Here is a 22,025-nt window from a genome sequence, read left to right on the forward strand (position 1 = left end):
TATGCCTTCAGTGGGCACTTGCGTCAAGTGGGTACGATGGAGGCATGCCCGAGACGACCCACGAGGACCACGACCCCACGCTGGAAGCCGACGTCTTCGCGCGCAATTGCCATTCCCGCCCCGTCCTGCAGAACATCACCGGACGGTGGGGGGTGCTCGCCCTGGTCGCGCTGCTCGACGGTCCGGTCCGGTTCAGCGCCCTGCGCCGCCGGGTCGACGGCGTGAGCGAGCGCATGCTCTCGCAAACCCTGCAGGCGCTGGAACGCGACGGCATGGTCCATCGCGAGGTGCTCGAAGCGATCCCACCCCGCGTCGAATACAGGCTCACGGAACTGGGCACGGCGGTCGCGAACCAGCTGAAGTCGCTGATCGTCGTCGTGGAATCGAACATGGACACCGTCCGCGCGGCGCAGGACACCTACCACCGCGCAGACGGCATCGACCAAGGATCGGCTCAGCGCGCGAGCAGCTCCGAGACCGTGACGAATCGGTAGCCCTGCGCGCGCAATCCGTGCACGATCTCCGGCACCGCGGCAAGAGATTCGGGCCCGTACATGACATGCAGCAGGATGATCGATCCCGGTCGCGTCTCGGCGAGGGTGTCGCCCACGATGGCCTCCCGTGACGCGCCCCCCGCGGAATCGGGCTCCACATCCCAGGTCACCGAGGTGCGATCGTGGTCGGCGAGGTAGTGCGGCAGCGTCCACAGTTTCTTGCCGTACGGCGGGCGGAAGCTGATCGGCCCCGGATACCCGGCACGACGGATCTCGGCGTCGGTCCGCTCGATCTCCTCGCGCACGGTGTCGCCGGAAACCAGCACCATGCGCCGGTGCGAATAGGAGTGATTCCCGATCTCGTGACCCGCGCCCACGATCGCCGCACCGTATTCGGGATGCGCGGCCAGGTCCTCGCCGACCAGGTAGAAGGTCGCGGGAACCTGTAATTCCCCCAGCGTCCGCAACACGTCCGGCGTCCGCGCGGTGGGTCCGTCGTCGAAGGTCAACGCGACGACCTTCTCGTCGGTCTCCACCCGATCGACCAGCCGCCCCGCCACCTGATAGGTCCGCGAATTCGCCAACACATACAGACCGGCCGGCACCGCCGAAACCACGACGATGCCGACAACCCCGCCCACCAACCACCGACGCATGGACCGACGGTAACTCACCGGGCCGGATCAGCCCGGTGAGTTGTCCGGGTACCTACGCGATGACCTGGGTGATGTCGCCGGGGTTCAGGTAGTCGAAGAAACGGTGGGCGCCGTCTTCGGTCATGCGCACACAACCGTGTGATTTCGAATCGACCGGACCCACGTGGAATGCCATGTCGCCGTTGAAGAACGTGGCCCAGCGCATCGGCGCATTGTGCATCGTGCTCCAGTGGAATTCCCGCTTGAAGGAAATCTTGGTCACCGCGGGCGGCGTTTCGAACCCGGCCATGCCGTGCGAGATCGGCGTGGGTCCGAAGATCACCCGGCCGTTGTCGACCAGCCACGCCTCGTTCGTCGACAACCGCATGCATGCCCTGGCTTCGACGACCGGGCACGGCGATGCGGTGGGAACGATGGCGGGAACACCGGGAACGTCCGGGCCACCGGGGAAAAGAGGTTCAGCGACGGCCGGTGTCACCGTGCCGAGTCCGGCCACAGCGACCGCGACGACCGCCGCGAATCGTGCTGTCCAACCGAGAATGCGCTTGCTCATCGAGTCGTAACCTCTCAACCGTGCCCGCCACCGCGAGTCAACCCGGGTGAGGGGACCATCTCATGGAACGCAAACATGTCGAACACGAGCGTGGAACAGATACCTGGAGGTGTTGTCGATCATCGTGGTAAAGACCCCGATTCACCAAATCAACGCCCGGAAAAAGACCGAATAGAAACCAAAAGGCCGGGCACGCGATCGCGCACCCGGCCGTTTCAGCTGTTATCTCAGAAGTTGATCATGTGCCCCGCGAGGCCGTGGATCGCTTCCTGCACCGCTTCGCTCAGCGTCGGGTGGGTGTGCACATTGCGGGCCACCTCGTTGACGGTGAGATCCCATTTCTGGGCGAGGGTGAGTTCCGGCAGCAGCTCGGACACGTCGGGCCCGATCAGGTGGCCGCCGAGGAGCTCGCCGTGCGCGCTGTCGGCGATCAGCTTCACGAAGCCGGTCGGGTCGCCGAGGCCGTGGGCCTTGCCGTTGGCCTGGAACGGGAAGTTCGCGACCTTCACGTCGTAGCCCTCGTCGCGGGCCTGCTGCTCGGTGAGACCGAAGCTGGCGACCTGCGGCTGGCAGAAGGTGGCGCGCGGCATCATCCGGTAGTCGCCCAGGGTCATCGTCTCGGCGCCGCCGATGGTCTCGGCCGCGACCACGCCCTGCGCCTCCGCCACGTGGGCCAGCTGCAGCTTGGCGGTGACGTCGCCGATCGCGTAGATGTGCCCCACATTGGTGCGCATGTAGTCGTCGATCTCGATGGCGCCACGGTCGGTGAGCGCGACGCCGGTGGTCTCCAGGCCGTAGCCCTCCACCCGCGGCGCGAAGCCGACGGCCTGCAGCACCTTGTCGACCGTGACGGTCTCGATCGCGCCGGACTTGTTGTCCTTGATCTGGACGGTGACCTTGGAGCCGTCGTCGTCGATCGACTGCACTGCCGCACCGGTGCTGATGGTGATGCCGAGCTTCTTGTACTGCTTGGTGATCTCTTTGGAGACGTCGGCGTCCTCGTTGGGCAGCGCGCGGTCGAGGAACTCCACGATCCGCACGTCGACGCCGTAGTTCTTGAGGACGTAGGCGAACTCCATGCCGATCGCGCCCGCCCCGACGATCAGGATCGAGCCGGGTAGATCACGGGTGAGGATCTGCTCCTCGTAGGTGACCACGTTCTCGGAGAGCTGGGTGCCCGGCAGCAGCTTGGTGGTGGTGCCGGTGGCGATGATGACGTTGTCGAACGTGAGCGTCTCGGCGCCGCCCTTGGTGAGGGCCACGTCGATCGAGTTCGGGCCGGTGAAGGTACCGAGGCCGTCGAACTCGTCGATCTTGTTCTTCTTCATCAGGAAGTGCACGCCCTTGACCCGGCCGTCGGCCACCTTGCGGCTGCGATCGAAGGCGGCACCGAAGTCGAAGCTGACCTCACCGGAGATACCGAAGGTCTTGGCTTCCTTCTGGAAGATATGGGCCAGCTCGGCGTTGCGCAGCAGTGCCTTGGACGGGATGCAGCCCACGTTCAGGCACACGCCACCCCAGTATTTCTGCTCGACAATCGCTGTTCGCAGGCCGAGTTGAGCGGCACGGATCGCGGCGACATATCCGCCGGGACCAGCGCCGAGAACGACGACATCGTAGTGGGAAGTCACGTCACCGAGCCTAACTCTGTTTCGAGGAGTTCACCCACCCGTCCCCCACATAGGTGAGATGTGCCCCGACCGGCCGCCGGTCACCGTCGACGCGGACGCGGCGCGGCCAGATCGGTGGCGCCGAGCACTTTGCGCAAGGTGGCGGCGAGGGCCTCGAGTTCGCCGGGGTCCGCGTGGGCGCCGAGCCGGCGTTCGATGCCGTCGAGGTAGTGCGGTGCGGCCTCGCGGAACCGCTGCCTGCCGAGCTCGGTGATCGCGACGATCGCGGATCGGCCGTCGTCGGGGTTGTGCTCGCGGCGCAGGAGGCCGTTCGACTCCAGTTCCGCGACAAGGCGACTCACCCTGGTGCGACTGAGGACGACCTTCTCACCCAGGTCGCTCATCCGCATCGGTCCGGCGGCGTCCAGTTCGAGCAGGACGTCGTACCAGGTCAGCGGGAGTCCGGCGGCTTTGCGCAGTTCGGCGTCGAGCTCGGGAACGAGGGCGGCGTGCACTTGCAGCAGCGCGGCCCACGCGGCTACCGCGGGACGACGGGACGACTGTTCGTTCGGCACCACCTCACCTTAACCACTTGCGTGCGTGCGCACACAACTAGTAGCGTGTGCACGCACATAAATTCTTTCGAACGACATGAGGTGAACGCCATGACCGCACTCATCACCCGCGACGAACTGGCCGCGGAAATAGCGGCGAACAGCGTGATCGTGCTCGATGCCCTAGGCCCCGAGTACTACGCGAAAGCCCACCTGCCAGGTGCGCTGAACCTGACCGCCGACGAGGTCGCCAACCGCGCCGCCGGGCTGCTCCCCGACCGGGACGCCGCCATCGTGACCTACTGCTCGAACGCGGCGTGCGGCAACAGCGAGGCCGTCGCGATGAAGCTGGAAGCACTGGGCTACACCAACATTCGCAAGTACCGCGAGGGGATCCAGGACTGGTCCGACGCGGGCCTGACCATCGAAACCTCGGCCTGAGCACAACGTCGGCCCGCCACCGCTCACTACCGCGCCCAGTACTGTCGGTCCGGTGAGCGGTGGTGCGTCGGCGGAAGGCATCGGTAGCCGGCTCGATGGCACCGCGTCCACCCACCTCGTCCGGCTGCTCGTTCAGGCGGCCAGGGAGGCGGCGGTCGCCGAGGAGCAGCTGGCCCGCGTGGCCGGCATCGACGAGGCGACTCTGCGCGGCGAGCTCAATCGAATCCCGATGGGTTCACTGCTGCGATTGTGGGAATTGATCGCCCACGCCCGGCCCGGCGCCGGATCAGGGGCCGCGATCGCCGCCGCCGCACCACTCGGCGCACTGAACACCTGGGACTATCTGGTGACAACCGGTGCGACACTCGTGGATTCGCTGCGCGCGGCCCAGCCGTACCACCGCCTGGTCACCGCTGCCACCGAGGGTTTCGACCTGTCCGGCGACGGGGATCTCACCATCGGCTACCGGACGTCGGCCAGCGATCCGGCGGTGGCCTCGGTGGTCAACGAGTACGTGCTCGCCTACTACTTGCGCCGGGCGCGCGAAGCGACCGGCCGACCGCTCGTGCCCACCCGGGTGAGCTTCGGTCACGCCGCCCCGGCCGAACACTCCGGACTGGTCGCCGTATTCGGTACCGCCGATATCGAATTCGACGCCGAATCGGACGCGATCACCTTCCACGCCGACGACGCCAACGCACCGTACACCCGCGCGGACCCGATGCTGGCCGACTTGATGCGCAGCCACGCCGACCTGGTCCTGGCCTCCGCCCGCCCGATCGCCGATCCCCTCGACGCCTTTCGCAGCGCCCTCGGCGCGGCTCTGGACGCGGGCGATCCAGCCCTGCCCCGGGTCGCGAAAAGCCTCGCCATGAGCCAGCGCACCCTGCAACGTCACCTCGCCGAACACGGCACGTCCTGGCGCGACGAACTCGACCTGCTCCGTCACGAACGGGCGAAAACCCTGCTGGACCAGGGACACAGCACCGCCACCGTCGCGGGCCGCCTCGCGTTCACCGACGACCGGGCACTGCGCAAGGCCTTCCACCGCTGGACCGGCACCTCGCCCACCGCGACCCGCTAGTCGCGCTCACCGGGCCGTAGCGCTCCCACGATCTCGTCGGCGAGCAGCAGACTGGCCAGGCCGTGACCGTGTTTCTCCCGTCGCACGAGGGAGATGACGTTGTCGCTGAAGGCGTCGCGGACCGACCGGAAGGCCAGACGACCGTCGCGCATTTCCTCGGCGATGTCGAATTCGCTGAGGAAGGCGATGGCCTCACCGGACGTCGCGAGCCGTTTCATGGTCTCGATCGAGTTGGTGTGAAACGCGGGCTGGATATCGAGATCGGCTTTCGCGAAAGCCTCGGCGACGATGCCGTGGATCACCATCGAGCGATCGGCGAAGATCAGCGGAAACGGCGTGCACTGCGCGAGCGGGACCGTGTCCATGGCCGCCAGCGGATGACGCGGGGAGACAACGACTCCGAGCCGGGTGTTGATCCGCCAGTAGGTCTCGAGCCGCGTGGAAGACGGAATATTGAAACCGAGACCGAGGTCGGCCTCGCTGTTCTCGACCGCCTGCACGATATCGAGGGTCGACATGGTGCGGATCGATATCCTGACCTGCGGATGACGGGTACGAAACGTCGCCGCGGCGGTGGCGACGACGCTGCTGGCCAGGCCGGTCATCGTGGCGATCACGACCTCACCGCTGCCGAGGGCACGCAGATCGCGGATATCGGCCACGGTTTCCCGGTATTGCCGCAGCGTCTGCCGGATGTGCGCGAGCAGCGCCTCACCCGCCGGGGTCAGGCGCATGCCGCGGGGCAGGCGCTCGAACAGCGGCTGGTCGAGTTCGGCCTCGAACAGCAGGATCTGGCGGTTGATCGCCGAGGGCGCCACGTGCAGGCGGGCACCGGCCGCGCGGATGGACCCCAGACGCGCCACCTCGTCGATGTACTGCAGCAAACGCGAATGGAGCATTGCGCACCTCCTCCTCGGAACTGTACGAAAATTTAGTACACCTCGTGCGAAAACGCATGCTTGTGGGCAACGGTGTTTGTCGCGTCCAATCAATACAGGCAAGCAACAGTGAATTTCGAAGTGAGGACCACCATGGCCCAGCAGAATTCGACCACCGAGGTCGCCACCCAAGACGACCACGTACGGACAATCTTCGGCATCTTGGAGGGGGAGCAAGAAGCCGACCTGCTGCTGCGCAATCTGCATATCCTCGATGTGCACACCGAATCCGTTTACCCCGGTTCGCTCTTGATCCACGGTGAGCGCATCATCGCGCTGAATCCCGACGAATCGATCGTGCGATACCGCGAATCCTTCGACGGCGAGGGCCTTTACGCGATTCCCGGCCTGATCGACGCGCACCTGCACTTCGAATCCCAGCTCGCGCATCCGGCGGCATTCGGTGAGGCGATCGTGCCGAGCGGAACGACCACCGTTTTCGGGGAAACGCTCGATTTCGCCAGTGCCGCAGGCGACAATGCGATCGATGCCGCCCGCGCGCTGTTCGCCGACCACGAGAAGCTGCCGTACCGGCTCTATGCCTTCGCACCGGGAAAGAAGACCTCACCCGAGGTCACCGAGGCGATGCTGGCGATGGATCCGGTGATCGGCCTCGGCGAACTGGCCCACCTGTCCTATATGACCGGCAACGCCGACGATTTCCGCAAGTCCGCGCTCGGACGCGCGAACGCGGGATTCGTGAACTGCCACTGGGGCGTCACCTCACTGTCGGACATGCTGCTGAATTACATGCCCGCCATCGGCGTCGACAACAACCACGACGTCTGGAACGAAGACGATATCGAGAAGAGCATCCGCTACGGGCTCAATACCCAGATCAAATTCGGTGTCGGCAGTCCCGAGGTCATTCGAACGATGCTGCGCGCCATCGTGAAACGCCGTTGGCCCGCCGAGAACTTCCAGCTGTGCGCCGACAATATCTCGGTGGATCGGGTGCTGCGGCAAGGCCATATCGACTGGGTCATCTCGCTGGCCGTCGAGATGGGCATGCCGCCGATCCAGGCGATCAAGATGGGCACGCTGTACACCGCGCGCTCGTTCCACAAGGACCGCGACCTCGGTTCGCTGAGCCCGGGACGATTCGCCGACATCGTGCTCACCGACAGCCTCTCCACGATCAACCCCCGCTATGTGTTCAAGGGCGGCAAGCTCGTCGCCAAGGACCGTCGCCTGCTCGAACCGGTCGGCATCGACTACTCGGTCCTGACCAAGCAGCCCCGGCCCGGCCTCGCCGACCTGCGCGCCGAGCAGCTCGAGCTCACCCCGATCGAGATCTCCGAGGACGGCACGCGGGCGAAAGTACTGCTTTTCGACGTGTACGGACGCGGGCATCTCAAGTTCGCGCAGGAGGTCTGGGTCCCGGTGCGCGACGGTGTCGTCGTCCCCGAGCTCGAAGGCGTTCGCCTCAACCGGATCTCGGTCGTGCAGCGCTATGCCGACGGGCAGCGCCACATAGTCAACGCGCTGTTCACCGGCGTTTCGCTCGACCGCGGCGCGGTCTCGACCTTCTGGCCGGCTCCGGCGGCCTACTTCGTGGTCGTCGGCAGCGACAGTACCGAGATGCGCGAGAACCTCCGGCACCTGGACGGTCTGGTCGGCGGCTGCGTCGTGACCGAGGATGCGCAGGTGAAAGCCGTTCTGCCGCTCGACTTCTACGGAGTGATGGCCGATATGGACCTCGCCGAGCTCGTCGAAGCGACCCGCTCGATCGACGACGCACTGGCGAAGCTGGGCAACCACAACGAAGGTGAGCCGGTCGTCAACAAGCTACTCACCCTGTTCATCTCGCTCGACCGCTTCGGCTTCATGAAATAGCCTCGGCTACCAGAGCAAGGGATCCACCGCTATGCAACACGACAACGACGCGGCAGTCATCGACAACGGAAACAAGGCCCGCCGCTGGATCACCTACGTCGCCGGAATCTATATCCTCACGCTCGGCCTCAGCCTCGCCATCAGGGCCGGGATCGGCATCTCCCCGCAGAGCAGCCTCACCCGCACGATGACGCTGGTGTTCACGCCGCTGAGCCAGGGCAACTACAACCTCATCCTCGAGGTCATCATGCTGGGCCTGACCTTCCTGGTCAGACCGAAGGCATTCAAGGCCGGCTACCTGCTCTCGATGATTCCGGCGCTGGTCCTGGCGGTGCTGCTCGACGTGAACCTGTGGCTCACCGAGTGGATCCAGCTCGAGCCGTACGCGGCCGACGTCGTACTGCTGGTCTTCGCCGACGCGATGCTGGCCTTGGGCCTGTTCATGATGATCCGGGCGAACCTGATCCTGATGCCGATCGATCTGTTCGTGAACACGATCCAGCAGAAGACCGGACGGAAGTGGGGCAACATCAAGACGGTGTTCGACTGCACGCTGCTGGCGCTGTCGGCGGGCATCGGCCTGCTGTTCCTCGGCGCACCGCATTTCATTCGCGAGGGCACGATCGTCAACGCGATCCTCGTGGGGCAGTACGTGAAGGGGTACTTCTTCCTCTACGAGAAGTTCGTGGCGCGCAAGCGCTCGGCCACGCTGGTGCCGACGCCCGTCGTCGACTAGGAGTAACCACCACCGCCCGGTCTGTCGTGAACGGACCGGGCGGTGGCGTGCGCGGACCTGGGAAGGTGAACTCGGCCGCCATAACGTAGTCATCACCGGCAAGAAACACCGGCTGACCTCGAAAGAAGGCTCGATCATGTCGAATACGGCCACCCGCGCACTGCCCACCCGCACCCGCGAGATCCACCTCGCCGCCCGCCCGAACGGCGCACCGGTCGCCGGCGACTTCGCCCTCGTCGAACGGGAACTGCCGGAGCTGGGCGAAGGCCAGATCCTGGTCCGCAACACCTGGATGTCGGTCGACCCGTACATGCGCGGCCGGATGGACGACAAGGCTTCCTACATCCCGCCGTTCGAACTCGGTGCGGCCCTCGACGGTTCAGCCGTCGGCGAGGTGATCGCCTCCCGCTCGGCCGATATCGCGGTCGGCGCGACGGTCTCGCACTTCGCGGGCTGGCGCGAACACGCCGTCGTCGACGCCGCGACCGTCACCCCGATCGACCCGGAACTCGCCGCGCCGCAGCACTTCCTGAGCGTGCTCGGCACCACGGGGCTGACCGCCTACGCCGCACTCACTGATGTCGCCCAGGTGAAGCCCGGCGACACCGTGTTCATCTCGGCCGCGGCGGGCGCGGTGGGCAGCGTCGCGGGCCAGATCGCCAAGGCGCTCGGCGCGAAGCGGGTGATCGGTTCGGCCGGTGGTCCCGTCAAGGCCCGAAAGCTGCTCGAGGAGTTCGGTTTCGACGCGGCGATCGACTACCGCGCCGGTGATCTCGGCGGTCAGCTCACCGCCGCCGCACCTGATGGCGTCGACGTCTACCTCGACAGCGTCGGCGGCGAACACCTGAAGGTCGCCATCGAGGCGCTCAACCAGCACGGCCGGGTCGCCCTGGTCGGCGCGATCAGCGGCTACAACGGCGCCACCGCCCAGCAGACCCCGGACCTCTACCTCGCGGCGACGAAGGAGGCCACACTGCGCGGCATGCTGGTGACCAGCTACTTCCCGATCTTCGGCGAGTACATCGCCAAGGCCGCGGGCTGGCTCGCCGACGGCACCCTCACCACCACCGAAACCGTCTACGAGGACCTCGACCAGGCCCCCGCCGCGTTCCTCGGCGTCCTCACCGGCGCCAACACCGGCAAGATGCTCGTCCGCCTCGCCTGAGCGAGACCCGGAACGCCCCGCCGCGCACCGAACACGGTCCGGCGGGGTCGATCAACCGGCTTCGGCACAGGTCACGCCCGCCAGACGTGGCTCGCTGCCCGGGCGAAGTTGCCGCCGAAGATCGCCGCACGCTCGGTGGGCGTGAACCCGCGCGCGGCGAGGAGCTCGTCCAGGCCCGGCACCTCGGATTCGCCGAACAGGTCCTCGGGCGGAGTCCACTGGAGTGGGCCCCATTTCGTGTAGGACTCGGAGAACGCACCGGGGTTGTCGCGGATCTCGTCGTTGAACTCCTGGCCGTCGAACGAATAGTCCGACCCGATCCCGATGTGGTCGATCCCGACCAGATCGACGCCGTACCTGATGTGATCGGCGACCGCCGTGACCCGCTCGGCACGGGCGGCAGGCTCGTTGCGGCCGAGGAAGATGCCGACGCCGTTCACGCCGATCACCCCGCCCGTGGCGGCACACGCTCGCGCCTGCTCATCGCTGATGTTGCGCGGATGCTCCCACAGCGCGGCGAAATTGGAGTGACTGTAGATCATCGGGACGCTGGTGTGCGTGGCGATGTCGAGCCCGGTGCGGCGCGAGCAGTGCGAGCCGTCGGCGAACATCCCTACCTCGTTGAGCTTGCGCACCAAGTCTTTTCCGTACCCGGTGAGCCCGGTGTCCTCGGTGTCGAGACAACCGCAACCCGCCGCGTTCGCATGGTTGTAGGTGGGCAGCAGCGAACGCACGCCGAGGTCGTAGAACAGCTCCACATTGTCGAGATCGCCGTCGAGCGGCCCGGAATCCTCCAGATCGAACGCCAGCGAGATCACCTCCGGCGCGCCGATATCGCCGACCCGATCCACCAGCCGCAACCGCGGATCCGCCGCCGCGTCGTCGCGGAACCGGTGCAGCAGCGCCAGCGAATCGTCCTTGGTCTGCGCCGAATACCCCACGTTCACCGAAAGATACGACCCCAACGGATACCGAGCCAGCTCGGCGACCCGCGCCGTGTGCCGCAACGGCAGACAGCAGTGCTGCTCCCACAGGAACACATCCACCTCCGGTTGACTCGTGACCTGCGATCCTACGTTTCGCCGCGCACTCGACACCGGACCGACGCTAACGCGATGCCTGATCCGTTCGATAAATCGGTACTGCTCCGCTAGCCCGAAGGCCCCAGATCAAAGGCGGTGCGACATGCGTCGCTTCCTCGTCCTGTTCGCCACACTCACCGCCTGCGTCGGCCTCTCGACGCTGCCCGCGGCCGCTGCTCCGTCCGACTGCGGACTCACCTGGGGTTCACAGGACAAGACGTCGCCGAACTACTCCACCGCCACCGTCGCCGATGTGCGCGCGGGCCGCCACGAGTGCTTCGACCGACTCGTCATCGACCTGTCCGGCCCCGCCGCCGGTTACCTCGTCGGGTACGTCGGCACCGTCACCCAGGACGGCTCCGGCGCGACCGTCCCCCTCCGTGGCGGCGGGTTCCTCCAGATCGCGGTCTTCGCCCCCGCCTACGACGACGCGGGCAACAGCACCTACAACCCCTCGAACCGCACCGACCTGCTCTCGACGAGCGGCTATCCGACCTTCCGCCAAGTCGCGTTCGCCGGCTCCTTCGAAGGCCGGACCACCTTCGGCCTCGGCGTCCGCGCCCGCCTCCCCTTCCGCGTGAGCACCTTCGACAACCCGACCCGCGTGGTCGTCGACGTCGCCCACTCCTGGTGACTCACCACCCCTGCCGCTCCGGGCGCGAGCCGATCAGCTCATCAGGCTTGGCGGTCGCCCGGGAGCGGTACACGATGTAAGGGCGGTAGAAGTAGCTCAACGGTGCGCTGAAGGCGTGCACGAGCCGGGTGAACGGCCAGATCGCGAACAAGATCAACGCGATCGTCACATGGATGTGGAACGACAGCGGCGCCTCGGCCATCAGGTCGCCGCGCGGCCGCAGGATCCAGATGGAACGGAACCACGGCGACACCGTCTCCCGGTAGTTGTGCTCGGGACCGACGGCGCCGGAACCCAGCAGGGTGGTCGCCAGCCCGGTGATCAACGCGCAGACCAGGACCAGGTACATGAGCTTGTCGTTGAGCGTGGTCGCGGTGAAAACCGGGCCGTTGCGGCGGCGACGATAGATCAGCAACACGATGCCGGTGAGGGTGGCGACCCCCGCGATACTGCCGAGCACGATCGCTTGGATGTGATAGACGTGCTGGCTCACGCCGATGGCGTCGGTCCAGGATTCCGGGATGACCAGCCCGATGATGTGGCCGACGATCACCACCATCATCCCGTAGTGGAACAGCGGACTGCCGATGCGAAGCAGCGTGGACTCGTACAGCTGGGAAGACCGGGTGGTCCAGCCGAATTTGTCGTACCGGTAGCGCCACCAGGTGCCCACGATCAGGATCGCCAGACTCACATAGGGGACGATGTCCCAGTAGATCTCGCCCGCCGACACCTCGTTGGCTGCCATGTCACCGATGTCCTTTCACTACAGCGGGTTCGCGCTCGTGCGCGCTTCGGCGCGGCGGCACGGTGAGAGTGAACGGCGCCAGTCCCACCGATTCGGCGGCCGGTCCCACCTCGACCAGCCTGCGGGCCCAGCCGAGATCCTGTTCGGTCGCCGGCGGCAGGGTCGCGACCACCGCGGCCAGCACCGGGGCATAGAGCGAATCCTCGTCCGACAGTGCGAGTCCGATCGCGTGGATCGCGCGCCGATACGCGGTGAGCAGGGCCGCGCCGGCGACGGGGTCGACGGTGGCCGCGAACTCCAGCACGACGGGAAGGTGGTCGGCGACCTCGCCGGTCGGCGGCTCCACACCCGCGCCGCGGTACGCCTCGGTGAAGGCGAGCATCGCCATGCCGCGATTGCGGGTATCGCCATCGGTCCAGTAGGTGAGCAGCAGCGTCGCCCGCCTGCGCAGGTCGAAGGTCGCGGTGAACTGTTGTGCGGCAACGACTTCGGAGAGCTCGCCCAGTTCTGTCACCACCCGCAGCAACGGTCGGGCCTGCTCGCGCGGCAGGTGGGCGCACAGTCGCGTGACGAGTTCGAGCCGCGTTCGGTGTTCGCTGTCGGGGTAGGCGAGCAGCAGCGAGGCCGCCTGCCACACCAGCCGCTGCTCGGCGGCGCGCCGGGCCGCGCGAGCGCGCATCATTTCCGGCCACCGGGGAACATGCCTTCCGGTGCGCCCTTGCCGTCCCAGTTCAGCAAGTTGACCCGGGAGCCGCCGGTCGAAGGGGCGGATTCACTGGTCTGGCGCTGTTTGAGCGCGTGGAAGGTCTCCACCGCGACCGGCACCGGCTTGCCACTGGTCTCGCCGAAGGGGCCCGAGACCTGTTCGTACATGCCGGGTCCGCCGTCGAAGTCGAGGGCGCAGTCGGCTACGGATTCCTCGAGCTGATGCCCCTGATCGGCGTAGGCCGAGGGAATCACGTAGCGGTCCTCGATTTTCGCCAGTGCCAGCAGCCGGTACATCTCGTACATCTTCTCCTCGGTCATCCCGACCGCCGCGGGAATCTCCGCTCGCGGTTCACGTCCGAGGTTGATGTCGCGCATATACGACCGCATCGCGGCCAGCTTGCGCAAAACCACCGCCACCGCGTCGGTATCGCCGGCGGTGAACAGCCCGGCCAGGTATTCCAGGGGAATTCGCAACGATTCGAGCGCGCCGAACAGGTTGCCCACATCCTCGCCGTCATGACCGTCCCGGCTGACGGCGTCGACCACCGGCGACAGCGGCGGGATGTACCACACCATCGGCATCGTCCGATATTCCGGATGCAGCGGAAGCGCGACCCGGAAGTCCTTGATCAGCGCGTGAATCGGGGATCTCCGCGCCGCCTCGATCCAGCTGTCCGGAATACCCGAGGCACGCGCTCCCGCGACAACGTCCGGATCGGCGGGATCGAGGAGTACATCCACCTGCGCCTCGTACAGATCGCGCTCATCGGCGACGGCGGCGGCGTCGAGCACCTTGTCCACGTCGTAGAAGATCAGCCCGATATAGCGCAACCGGCCCACGCAGGTTTCCGCGCACACCGTCGGCAAGCCGACCTCCACGCGCGGATAGCAGAAGGTGCACTTCTCCGCTTTGCCCGTCTTGTGGTTGAAATACACCTTCTTGTACGGACATCCGGAGATGCACATCCGCCAGCCGCGGCACTTGTCCTGATCGACGAGCACGATCCCGTCCTCGGTGCGCTTGTACATCGCACCGGAGGGACAGGACGCGACGCACGCCGGGTTGAGGCAGTGCTCGCAGATGCGCGGCAGATAGAACATGAAGGTCTGTTCGAGATCGGCCTTGACCTTCTCGCTCACCTTCGCCAGCACCGGGTCGCCGGGGAGGATCTCGGGCGACCCGGCCAGGTCGTCGTCCCAATTGGCCGAGCCCTTGATCATCATCGGCTCACCGGTGAGCAGGCTGCGCGGCGCTGCCACCGGGATCTGATCGCTCAGTGGGGCATTGGTCAGGTTCTCGTAGTCGTAGGTCCACGGCTCGTAGTAGTCGCCGATCGCGGGCATCTTCGGATTCGCGAAGATATTGGCGAGCTTGCTGAACCGGTCGCCGCCGAGCAGACGCAACCGGCCCTTCTTCATGGTCCAGCCGCCCCGCCACTTCTCCTGATCCTCGTACGTGCGCGGATAACCTTGTCCCGGGCGGGTTTCCACATTGTTGAACCACACGTATTCGGTGCCGGTGCGGTTGGTCCACGCCTGTTTACAGGTCACCGAACAGGTGTGACAGCCGATGCACTTGTCCAGGTTCATCACCATCGCCAACTGCGCCATGACTTTCATCAGTACGTCACCTCCTGGCTACGGCGACGGACCACGGTGACTTCGTCGCGCTGGTTTCCGGTCGGGCCGAGATAGTTGAACGCGAACGAGGTCTGGGCGTACCCGCCCGCCAGGTGGGTGGGTTTGATGAGCAGCTGGGTGATCGAATTGTGAATGCCACCGCGGGTTCCGGTCGTTTCCGACAGCGGAACATCGATGGTGCGTTCCTGGGCGTGATACACGTAGACGACGCCCTCCGGCATCCGCTGCGACACCACCGAGCGGCACACCAGCACACCGTTGCGGTTGAGGGCCTCGACCCATTCGTTGTCGCGCACGCCGATCTTCGCGGCGTCGGCCGGGCTCATCCACATCGTCGGGCCGCCGCGCGAGAGCGCCAGCATCAGCAGATTGTCCTGGTATTCGGAGTGGATGGACCACTTGGAGTGCGGTGTCAGATAGCGCACGCTCAACCCGATACCGTCGCGCTCGCCGATCGCCGGTTCGCCGTAGAGCTTGGCCATGTCCAGCGGCGGGCGGTAGATCGGCAACGCCTCGCCGAGCTCCTCCAGCCAGTCGTGGTCGACGTAGAAGTGCATGCGGCCGGTGAGCGTGTGGAACGGTTTGAGGTATTCGATGTTCTGGGTGAAGGGCGCGTAGCGGCGGCCACCGGTCTCACTGCCCGACCATTCCGGGCTGGTGATCACCGGCACGGGGCGAGCCTGGGTCTCCGCGAAGGTGATTCGTCGTTCCTCGCTGCCCTCGGCCAGCTCGACCATGTAACGCCCGGTGCGCCGGTCCAGCTCTTCGAACCCCGCGACCGAGAGCCTGCCGTTGGAGGTGCCCGACAGCATGAGGATGGTCTCGGCCGCCTTCTCCGCCGTCTCCATCGCCGGACGACCCACCGCCACACCGGAATCCATCACCCCGTGCAGGTGTCCCAGCTCGATGACCTCCTGATCGGGAAACACGGTGACGCCCTTGGTGGTCATCCCCTTCTGCTCCACCAGCGGTCCGAGCGCGGCCCACTTCTGGGCGATCGCCGCGTAGTCGCGTTCGACGACGGCCAGTGGACTCATCGTCTTGCCCGGTATCGGCACCTCGCCCGTGGTCTGCCAATTCGACTGAGTGCCATGGGGGTAGGCCATCGCGCCGGGTGTGTCGTGCTGAAGGGTGCCGAGCACGACATCGGTTCTCGTCCCCAGGTGCACGCGAGCCATCGCCGAGAAGGCGCGCGCGATCGCGGCGAAGGCGTCGAAGTCGGACTTGGTTTCCCACGGTGGATCGATGGCCGGGGTGAAGGCGTTCATGAACGGGTGCATGTCTGTGCTGGACAGGTCGGCCTTCTCGTACCAGGTCGCCGCGGGCAGCACGATATCGGAGAACAGGGTGGTCGAGGTCATCCGGAAGTCGATCGACATCAGCAGATCGAGCTTGCCCTCCGGCACCGGATCAGGCGAGACCACATCCACGGGACGGTGCCCGGGACCCGCGGGTGTGTTGCGCACGTTGGAGCCGGTGCCGAGCAGATGTTTGAGGAAGTACTCGTTGCCCTTGGATGACGAACCGAGCAGATTCGACCGCCATACACTCAGGACCCGGGGCCAGTTCTTCGGGCTGTCCGGATCCTGAACCGCGAAACGCAGTGTGCCGCTGTGTAATTGGTCGACGGTGTAGGCCACCGGGTCGAGGCCCGCGGCGGCCGCCTCGTCGGCCAGGTCCAGCGACGAACGGTCGAACTGGGGGTAGAACGGCGTCCAGCCCATGGCCACCGCCGAGCTCATCACGTCCATCGTGTGCTTGTCGCGGAACAGACCGCGACCGGTCGGCGCCGCGAGCACGTCGGCGCGGTACCCGTCGTAGCGCCACTGGTCGGTGTGCGCGTACCAGTAGGAGGTGCCTGCCATCAGGCGCGGCGGGCGCGACCAGTCGGTGCCCATCGCGACGGTGGACCAGCCCGTCACCGGTCTGCATTTCTCCTGCCCGACATAGTGGGCCCAGCCGCCGCCGTTGCGGCCCATCGAGCCGGTGAGCAGCAGCATCGCCAGAATCGCGCGGTAGGTGGCGTCGCCGTGGAACCACTGGCAGATGCCCGCGCCCATGATGATCATGCTGCGTCCGCCGGAATCGACGGCGTTGGTGGCGAATTCGCGGGCGATCCGGATCACCTGCGCGCTCGAGACGCCGGTGATCGGCTCCTGCCAGGCGGGGGTGTACGGCGAACCGGGATCGTCGTAGCCGCTCGGCCATTCCCCCGGCAACCCCGGCCGTGCCACGCCGTACTGGGCGAGCATGAGGTCGAAGACGGTGCAGACCGGGCGGCCCGCGACGATCCGCACCGGCACACCACGATCGATCGTCTCGCCGTGGCCGTCGACGGTGTCGAAACGCGGCAACGTCACGATCACCGACCGCCCGTCGCCCGCGTCGGCGGTCAGCGCGGGCTGTAGGTCGCCGAGGTCGAGGTTCCATTTCCCGACGCCCTCCGGCCCGAATCGGAACCCCAGCGAGCCGTGCGGTACCGCGGGCTCACCGGTGACGCTGTCAATGAACACGGGCTTGAAGGCGGCGTTCTCCGCGCTGGAGCCGAGATCGGCGGCGGTGAGATTCTTGCCGGGAACCAGACGACCGTCACGTTCGACCACGCTGATCAGGAAGGGCAGATCGGTGAACTGGCGGACATAGTCGACGAAGAACGGCTCCCGTGCGCGCACGAAGTAGTCGGTGAGGATGACGTGGCCCATCGCCATCGCCATCGCGCCGTCGGTACCCGCCGCGCACGGCATCCATTCGTCGGCGAATTTGGTGTTGTCGGCGTAGTCGGGGCTGACCGTGACGACCTTGGTACCGCGGTAGCGCACCTCGGCCATCCAGTGGGCGTCCGGCGTGCGTGTCACCGGCACATTGGAGCCCCACATCATCAGATACGAGGCGTCCCACCAGTCACCCGACTCCGGCACGTCGGTCTGGTCGCCGAAGACCTGCGGCGAGGCCACCGGCAGGTCGGCGTACCAATCGTAGAACGAGGTCATGACCCCGCCGATCATCTCGACGAACCGGGACCCCGCCGCGAAGGAGACCATCGACATCGCCGGGATCGGCGAGAACCCGGCCACCCGGTCGGGACCGTATTCGGCGATGGTGTGCACGTGCGCCGCGGCGATCATCTCGACGGCCTCGTCCCAGCTCACCCGTACCAGACCACCCATCCCCCTGGCCTTTTGATACGCGCGGCGCCGCTCCGGGTCGGCTTGCAGGTCGGCCCAGGCCAGCACGGGATCGCCCAGCCGCCGCTTGGCCTCGCGATACATCTCGACCAGCACCCCGCGCGCGTAGGGGTAGCGCACCCGCGTCGGCGAGTAGGTGTACCAGGAGAAGGCGGCGCCACGGGGGCAGCCGCGCGGCTCGTAACCCGGCCGGTCGGGACCGGCCGAGGGGTAGTCGACGTCCTGGGTCTCCCAGGTGATGATGTCGTCTTTGACGTAGACCTTCCACGAACACGACCCGGTGCAGTTCACCCCGTGGGTCGATCGCACCACCTTGTCGTGGCTCCAACGGTTGCGATAGAAGATGTCGCCCTCACGACCGCCGATGCGGCTGACAGTGCGCAGATCCGCGGATTCGACACCGGGGGTGAAGAACCGGCCGCTGCGCACGAGCAGGTCTTCGACGGCACCGCCGATTCGCGCTGGGGATGGCACTGGATCTGTCTCCTTCGACGAGGTCGGATCAAGGTGCGGCGGGGCACTGTTCGACGGCGCGCAGTTTTACCGAGGTGTAGACAAGGGCGGCCAGCGCGGTAGCGGCGAGCAACAGCAGCCCGATGGTGTAGCTGTGGCCTGCCTCGTCGTAGGTGATACCCATGATCAGCGGCGGGAAGTAGCCACCGAGGCCGCCTGCGGCCGAGACGATTCCGGTGACACTGCCTACACTGGAACTCGGCGAGCGCCTGGCCACCCAGGCGAAGACGCCGCCGGTGCCGATCCCGAGGAACAGCGCCATCGTGATGAACGTGGCCGCCGAGGCCACGTCGGCCGGCGGTTTGAAAGCCGCGACCACCGCCATCACCGCCGTCCCGGCCAGCGAGGTGACCACGATGTACTTCGGCGCGATCCGGTCCGACAGCGCGCCGCCGATGGGCCGGGCGATCACCGCGGCGAGCGCGAAGGCGGCGGTGCGCGTGCCCGCGTCGACCGCGGAGAACCCGTACACGTTCTTGATGTAGGTCGGCAGATACGAACTGAAGGCGACGAAGCCGCCGAACACCACCGCGTACAGGAACGACATCTCCCAGGTGACACCGAGCTTCATCGCGGCGCGCAACTTGGGCAGCACCGGGTCGGTGTTCGGAGTGAAGTCCGGCGAGTTGCGCATGAACAGGATGCACAGCACCGCGGTCACCGCGAGCGCGGCCGCCACGATCAGATGGGTGGGCAGCAACCCGAACCAGCGGACGAACCGGGGTGTGAAGAACGCCGACACCGCCGTGCCGACCATGCCCGCACCGAACACTCCGGTCGCGAAGCCGCGCCGGGCGGGCACGTACCAGGAATTCGCGAACGGGATACCGACGGCGAACACCGTGCCCGGGATGCCGAGCAGGAAAGCCGACGCCAGCATCATCGGGTAGGACTCGATGCTGCCCGCGATCCCGACCGCGACGACCGGCACGATCGAGGCCAACGAGACCCCGATGAACATCATCCGGCCGCCGATCCGGTCGGTGAGCGCGCCCGACACGATCCGGCCCAGCGAGCCGACGAGAATCGGCATCGCCACCATGATCGAGGCCGCCATACTGCTGAGCGCCATCTTGTCGGCGTAGTTCGGCGAGAGAGGACCGATGAGGTTCCACGCCCAGAAGTTGATGGCCGAAACCCAGGTGGCCAAGACAAGGTTGAGGGTCGGGGACCCGGTGCGTACCGCTGTCTGTAGCGAGGTCACCGAATCAGGAGAACACACTCCCCTACCCCGACCGGGGCAACACGCAACAGCACGGCAACCTCGACCACTACCCGTACCTACCAGGTATGGGGATTATGCGCGCAGGCCCGATGCCCTGGCGTGGCAAACCACAAACCGGCACGAGTGTGACCGCGATCGGCCGCATCGGCAACAATGTGGGGATGAGCGGCGTTGAAGAAAACGTGACCGATCCCTATCTCTGGCTCGAGGACGTGACCGACGAGGGCGCGCTGGACTGGGCGCGCGCCCGCAACGACGTGGTGGGGCGGCGGTTCGCGGCGACCGACCGATTCGCCGAGATGGAGCGTCGCGTACTGGCGATGCTCGACGACGACACCAAGATCGCTTATCCCGGCCGACGGGGGCCGTGGCTGTACAACTTCTGGCGTGATGCCGAGCATCAGCGCGGGTTGTGGCGGCGGACCACGTTCGAGTCCTACGCCACCGACGCCCCCGAGTGGGATGTGCTGATCGACGTCGACGCGCTGGCCGAGGCCGACGGGGAGAACTGGGTGTGGGCGGGCGCCGCGGTGCTGCGGCCGTCGCAGGAGCGCGCCATCATCCACCTGTCCCGTGGCGGCGCCGACGCGACCGTCGAGCGCGAATTCGACCTGACCACCAGGCACTTCGTCGCGCCCGAGGACGGTGGGTTCTTCGTCGCGGAGGCGAAGTCGCGGATCGGCTGGATCGATGCCGACACCGTCTACCTCGGCACCGATTTCGGGCCGGGATCACTCACCGATTCCGGATACCCGCGCATCGCCAAGCGCTGGCGGCGTGGCACCGAATTGTCCGCTGCCGAAACGGTGTTCGAGGGCAAGTCGAGCGACGTCTCGATCGGCGCCGGATACGACCGCCACCCCGGCTACGAACGACACTATCTGCACCGGTCGACCGACTTCTTCAACAGCGAGGTATCGCTGCTCGACGACGGGGAGTGGCGGCTGATCGAGACCCCCACCGACGCGGACGTGGACTGGTACCGCGACTGGCTGCTGGTGCGCTTGAAGACCGAGTGGACACCGGGCGAGACCTCCTTCGCTCCCGGCAGCCTGCTGGTCACCGATCTGAACGAATTCCTCTCCGGGGCTCGGGAATTCGAGGTTCTCTTCGCCCCGGATCCGCACACCTCACTGGAATCGTGGGGCTGGACCGAGAACCACCTGATCCTCACCACCCTGCGCGATGTACAGACCGGATTCCGCGTGCTCACCCCCGGCCCGGACGGCTGGGCGAGCAGCGAACTCGCCGACTCCCCCGCCATGTCGTCCACCTCGGTGGCCAACCTCGACCCACTCGAGGGCGGCGACGAGTTCATGCTCACCACAACCGGTTTCACCACGCCGACCACGTTGCTCAGCAGCGCGATCGGCGAAACCGCGGTGACGCTGAAGCAGGCCCCCGGCTACTTCGACGCCACCGGCATCGAAACCGAACAGTTCTTCGCGACCTCCGACGACGGAACCGCGGTGCCCTACTTCGTGATCCGCCATCGCGACCGGCGCGGCACGCCGGGCCCGACGATCATGAACGGCTACGGCGGCTTCGAAATCTCCAAGACTCCGGCCTATCTCGGCTCGGCGGGCATGAACTGGCTCGAACGCGGCGGCACCTACGTGATGACCAACATCCGCGGCGGCGGCGAGTACGGCCCCGAATGGCACACGGCCGCACTGAAGGAGCACCGCCACCGCGCCTACGAGGACTTCGCCGCCATCGCGCGCGACCTCGTGACCCGCGGCATTACCACCGCGGACCGGCTCGGCGCGATCGGCGGCAGCAACGGCGGCCTGCTGATGGGCGTGATGCTCACCCGGTACCCGGAACTGTTCGGCGCCATCGTCTGCCAGGTGCCGCTGCTGGACATGAAGCGCTACCACCTGCTGCTGGCGGGCGCGTCGTGGGTCGCCGAATACGGTGACCCGGACAAGCCGGAAGAATGGGCCTACATCAGCGAGTACTCGCCGTATCAGAACACCGACACCGGCAAGCAGTACCCGCCGATCCTGCTGGCCACCTCCACCCGCGACGACCGGGTCCATCCCGGCCATGCGCGAAAGATGGCCGCGCTCCTGGAGTCCCAGAATCGCACCGTCTGGTACTACGAGAACATCGAGGGTGGTCACGGCGGCGCCGCCGACAACAAGCAGTCGGCGTACCTGTCCGCGCTGGTCTACGAGTTCTTCATCCAGATGCTGATCGAGGGGCGCCGCTCGGCCTGA

19 protein-coding genes are annotated in these 22,025 nt (G+C 66.5%); 8 read left to right on the plus strand and 11 right to left on the minus strand.

Annotated features, from left to right (window positions below):
- Positions 1-44 precede the first annotated feature (44 nt).
- On the plus strand, positions 45-494 hold the full coding sequence (locus tag ACWDXS_RS20195; protein ID WP_378991150.1) for a winged helix-turn-helix transcriptional regulator: 450 nt from the start codon (positions 45-47) through the stop codon (positions 492-494).
- On the opposite strand, the gene ACWDXS_RS20200 is transcribed toward ACWDXS_RS20195, so the two are convergent.
- The 4 genes from ACWDXS_RS20200 to ACWDXS_RS20215 all read right to left on the minus strand — a co-directional run bounded on the left by ACWDXS_RS20200 (position 455) and on the right by ACWDXS_RS20215 (position 3,888).
- Entirely contained in the window at positions 455-1,150 is a 696-nt protein-coding gene (locus ACWDXS_RS20200) for a polysaccharide deacetylase family protein (RefSeq protein WP_449967671.1), read from the minus strand. The two genes, ACWDXS_RS20195 and ACWDXS_RS20200, sit on opposite strands and share 40 nt — an antisense overlap.
- A gap of 52 nt (positions 1,151-1,202) precedes the next feature.
- On the minus strand, positions 1,203-1,703 hold the full coding sequence (locus ACWDXS_RS20205) for a L,D-transpeptidase (protein WP_378991153.1): 501 nt from the start codon (positions 1,701-1,703) through the stop codon (positions 1,203-1,205).
- A 227-nt stretch (positions 1,704-1,930) separates the two neighbouring features.
- A complete protein-coding gene (gene lpdA / locus ACWDXS_RS20210; protein WP_378991155.1) occupies positions 1,931-3,334 on the minus strand; it encodes a dihydrolipoyl dehydrogenase in 1,404 nt (467 codons plus the stop codon).
- Positions 3,335-3,414: 80 nt separating this feature from the next.
- Complete coding sequence (locus ACWDXS_RS20215) at positions 3,415-3,888, minus strand: MarR family winged helix-turn-helix transcriptional regulator (protein ID WP_378991156.1); 474 nt, start codon at positions 3,886-3,888, stop codon at positions 3,415-3,417.
- 90 nt (positions 3,889-3,978) lie between these two features.
- Between ACWDXS_RS20215 and ACWDXS_RS20220 the strand changes: the two genes are divergently transcribed.
- Positions 3,979-4,308 (plus strand): rhodanese-like domain-containing protein, encoded by a 330-nt coding sequence (locus ACWDXS_RS20220; protein ID WP_379315331.1) that lies wholly within the window; start codon positions 3,979-3,981, stop codon positions 4,306-4,308.
- 52 nt (positions 4,309-4,360) lie between these two features.
- A complete protein-coding gene (locus ACWDXS_RS20225) occupies positions 4,361-5,392 on the plus strand; it encodes an AraC family transcriptional regulator ligand-binding domain-containing protein (protein ID WP_449967677.1) in 1,032 nt (343 codons plus the stop codon).
- Here ACWDXS_RS20225 and ACWDXS_RS20230 read toward each other — a convergent pair.
- Positions 5,389-6,291: a LysR family transcriptional regulator gene (locus ACWDXS_RS20230; RefSeq protein WP_449967680.1), complete on the minus strand. Its 903-nt coding sequence runs from the start codon at positions 6,289-6,291 to the stop codon at positions 5,389-5,391. The genes ACWDXS_RS20225 and ACWDXS_RS20230 overlap by 4 nt on opposite strands.
- A gap of 120 nt (positions 6,292-6,411) precedes the next feature.
- On the opposite strand from ACWDXS_RS20230, the gene ACWDXS_RS20235 reads away from it, so the two are divergent.
- The 3 genes from ACWDXS_RS20235 to ACWDXS_RS20245 all read left to right on the plus strand — a co-directional run bounded on the left by ACWDXS_RS20235 (position 6,412) and on the right by ACWDXS_RS20245 (position 10,067).
- Complete coding sequence (locus ACWDXS_RS20235) at positions 6,412-8,166, plus strand: adenine deaminase C-terminal domain-containing protein (protein ID WP_449967683.1); 1,755 nt, start codon at positions 6,412-6,414, stop codon at positions 8,164-8,166.
- Positions 8,167-8,197: 31 nt separating this feature from the next.
- Entirely contained in the window at positions 8,198-8,902 is a 705-nt protein-coding gene (locus tag ACWDXS_RS20240; RefSeq protein WP_449967686.1) for a YczE/YyaS/YitT family protein, read from the plus strand.
- Between the two features lie 136 nt (positions 8,903-9,038).
- Positions 9,039-10,067 carry an NADP-dependent oxidoreductase gene (locus ACWDXS_RS20245; RefSeq protein WP_449967689.1) on the plus strand — a complete coding sequence of 343 codons (1,029 nt, stop codon included), beginning with the start codon at positions 9,039-9,041 and terminating at the stop codon, positions 10,065-10,067.
- Positions 10,068-10,138: 71 nt separating this feature from the next.
- Here ACWDXS_RS20245 and ACWDXS_RS20250 read toward each other — a convergent pair whose 3' ends face one another.
- Positions 10,139-11,113, minus strand: a complete 975-nt coding sequence (locus tag ACWDXS_RS20250; RefSeq protein ID WP_449967692.1) for a dipeptidase — start codon at positions 11,111-11,113, stop codon at positions 10,139-10,141.
- 139 nt (positions 11,114-11,252) lie between these two features.
- Between ACWDXS_RS20250 and ACWDXS_RS20255 the strand changes: the two genes are divergently transcribed.
- Positions 11,253-11,783, plus strand: a complete 531-nt coding sequence (locus tag ACWDXS_RS20255) for an AMIN-like domain-containing (lipo)protein (protein ID WP_449967695.1) — start codon at positions 11,253-11,255, stop codon at positions 11,781-11,783.
- A 1-nt stretch (position 11,784) separates the two neighbouring features.
- Here the strand turns inward: ACWDXS_RS20255 and narI are convergent, their stop codons facing one another.
- The 5 genes from narI to ACWDXS_RS20280 are packed head-to-tail and all read right to left on the minus strand — an operon-like array spanning position 11,785 to position 19,782.
- Positions 11,785-12,516, minus strand: coding sequence for a respiratory nitrate reductase subunit gamma (gene narI, locus ACWDXS_RS20260; protein ID WP_387445881.1), 732 nt, complete (start codon positions 12,514-12,516; stop codon positions 11,785-11,787).
- Positions 12,517-12,532: 16 nt separating this feature from the next.
- Complete coding sequence (gene narJ / locus ACWDXS_RS20265; RefSeq protein ID WP_449967699.1) at positions 12,533-13,213, minus strand: nitrate reductase molybdenum cofactor assembly chaperone; 681 nt, start codon at positions 13,211-13,213, stop codon at positions 12,533-12,535.
- Complete coding sequence (gene narH, locus ACWDXS_RS20270) at positions 13,210-14,859, minus strand: nitrate reductase subunit beta (RefSeq protein ID WP_387445583.1); 1,650 nt, start codon at positions 14,857-14,859, stop codon at positions 13,210-13,212. The genes narJ and narH overlap by 4 nt, the downstream gene beginning before the upstream one ends.
- Positions 14,859-18,539, minus strand: coding sequence for a nitrate reductase subunit alpha (locus tag ACWDXS_RS20275; RefSeq protein ID WP_449967703.1), 3,681 nt, complete (start codon positions 18,537-18,539; stop codon positions 14,859-14,861). The genes narH and ACWDXS_RS20275 overlap by 1 nt, the downstream gene beginning before the upstream one ends.
- A gap of 28 nt (positions 18,540-18,567) precedes the next feature.
- Positions 18,568-19,782 (minus strand): MFS transporter, encoded by a 1,215-nt coding sequence (locus ACWDXS_RS20280; protein WP_387445579.1) that lies wholly within the window; start codon positions 19,780-19,782, stop codon positions 18,568-18,570.
- Positions 19,783-19,964: 182 nt separating this feature from the next.
- On the opposite strand from ACWDXS_RS20280, the gene ACWDXS_RS20285 reads away from it, so the two are divergent.
- Positions 19,965-22,025 (plus strand): prolyl oligopeptidase family serine peptidase, encoded by a 2,061-nt coding sequence (locus tag ACWDXS_RS20285; RefSeq protein ID WP_449967708.1) that lies wholly within the window; start codon positions 19,965-19,967, stop codon positions 22,023-22,025.

The organism is Nocardia sp. NPDC003183 (assembly GCF_053590715.1).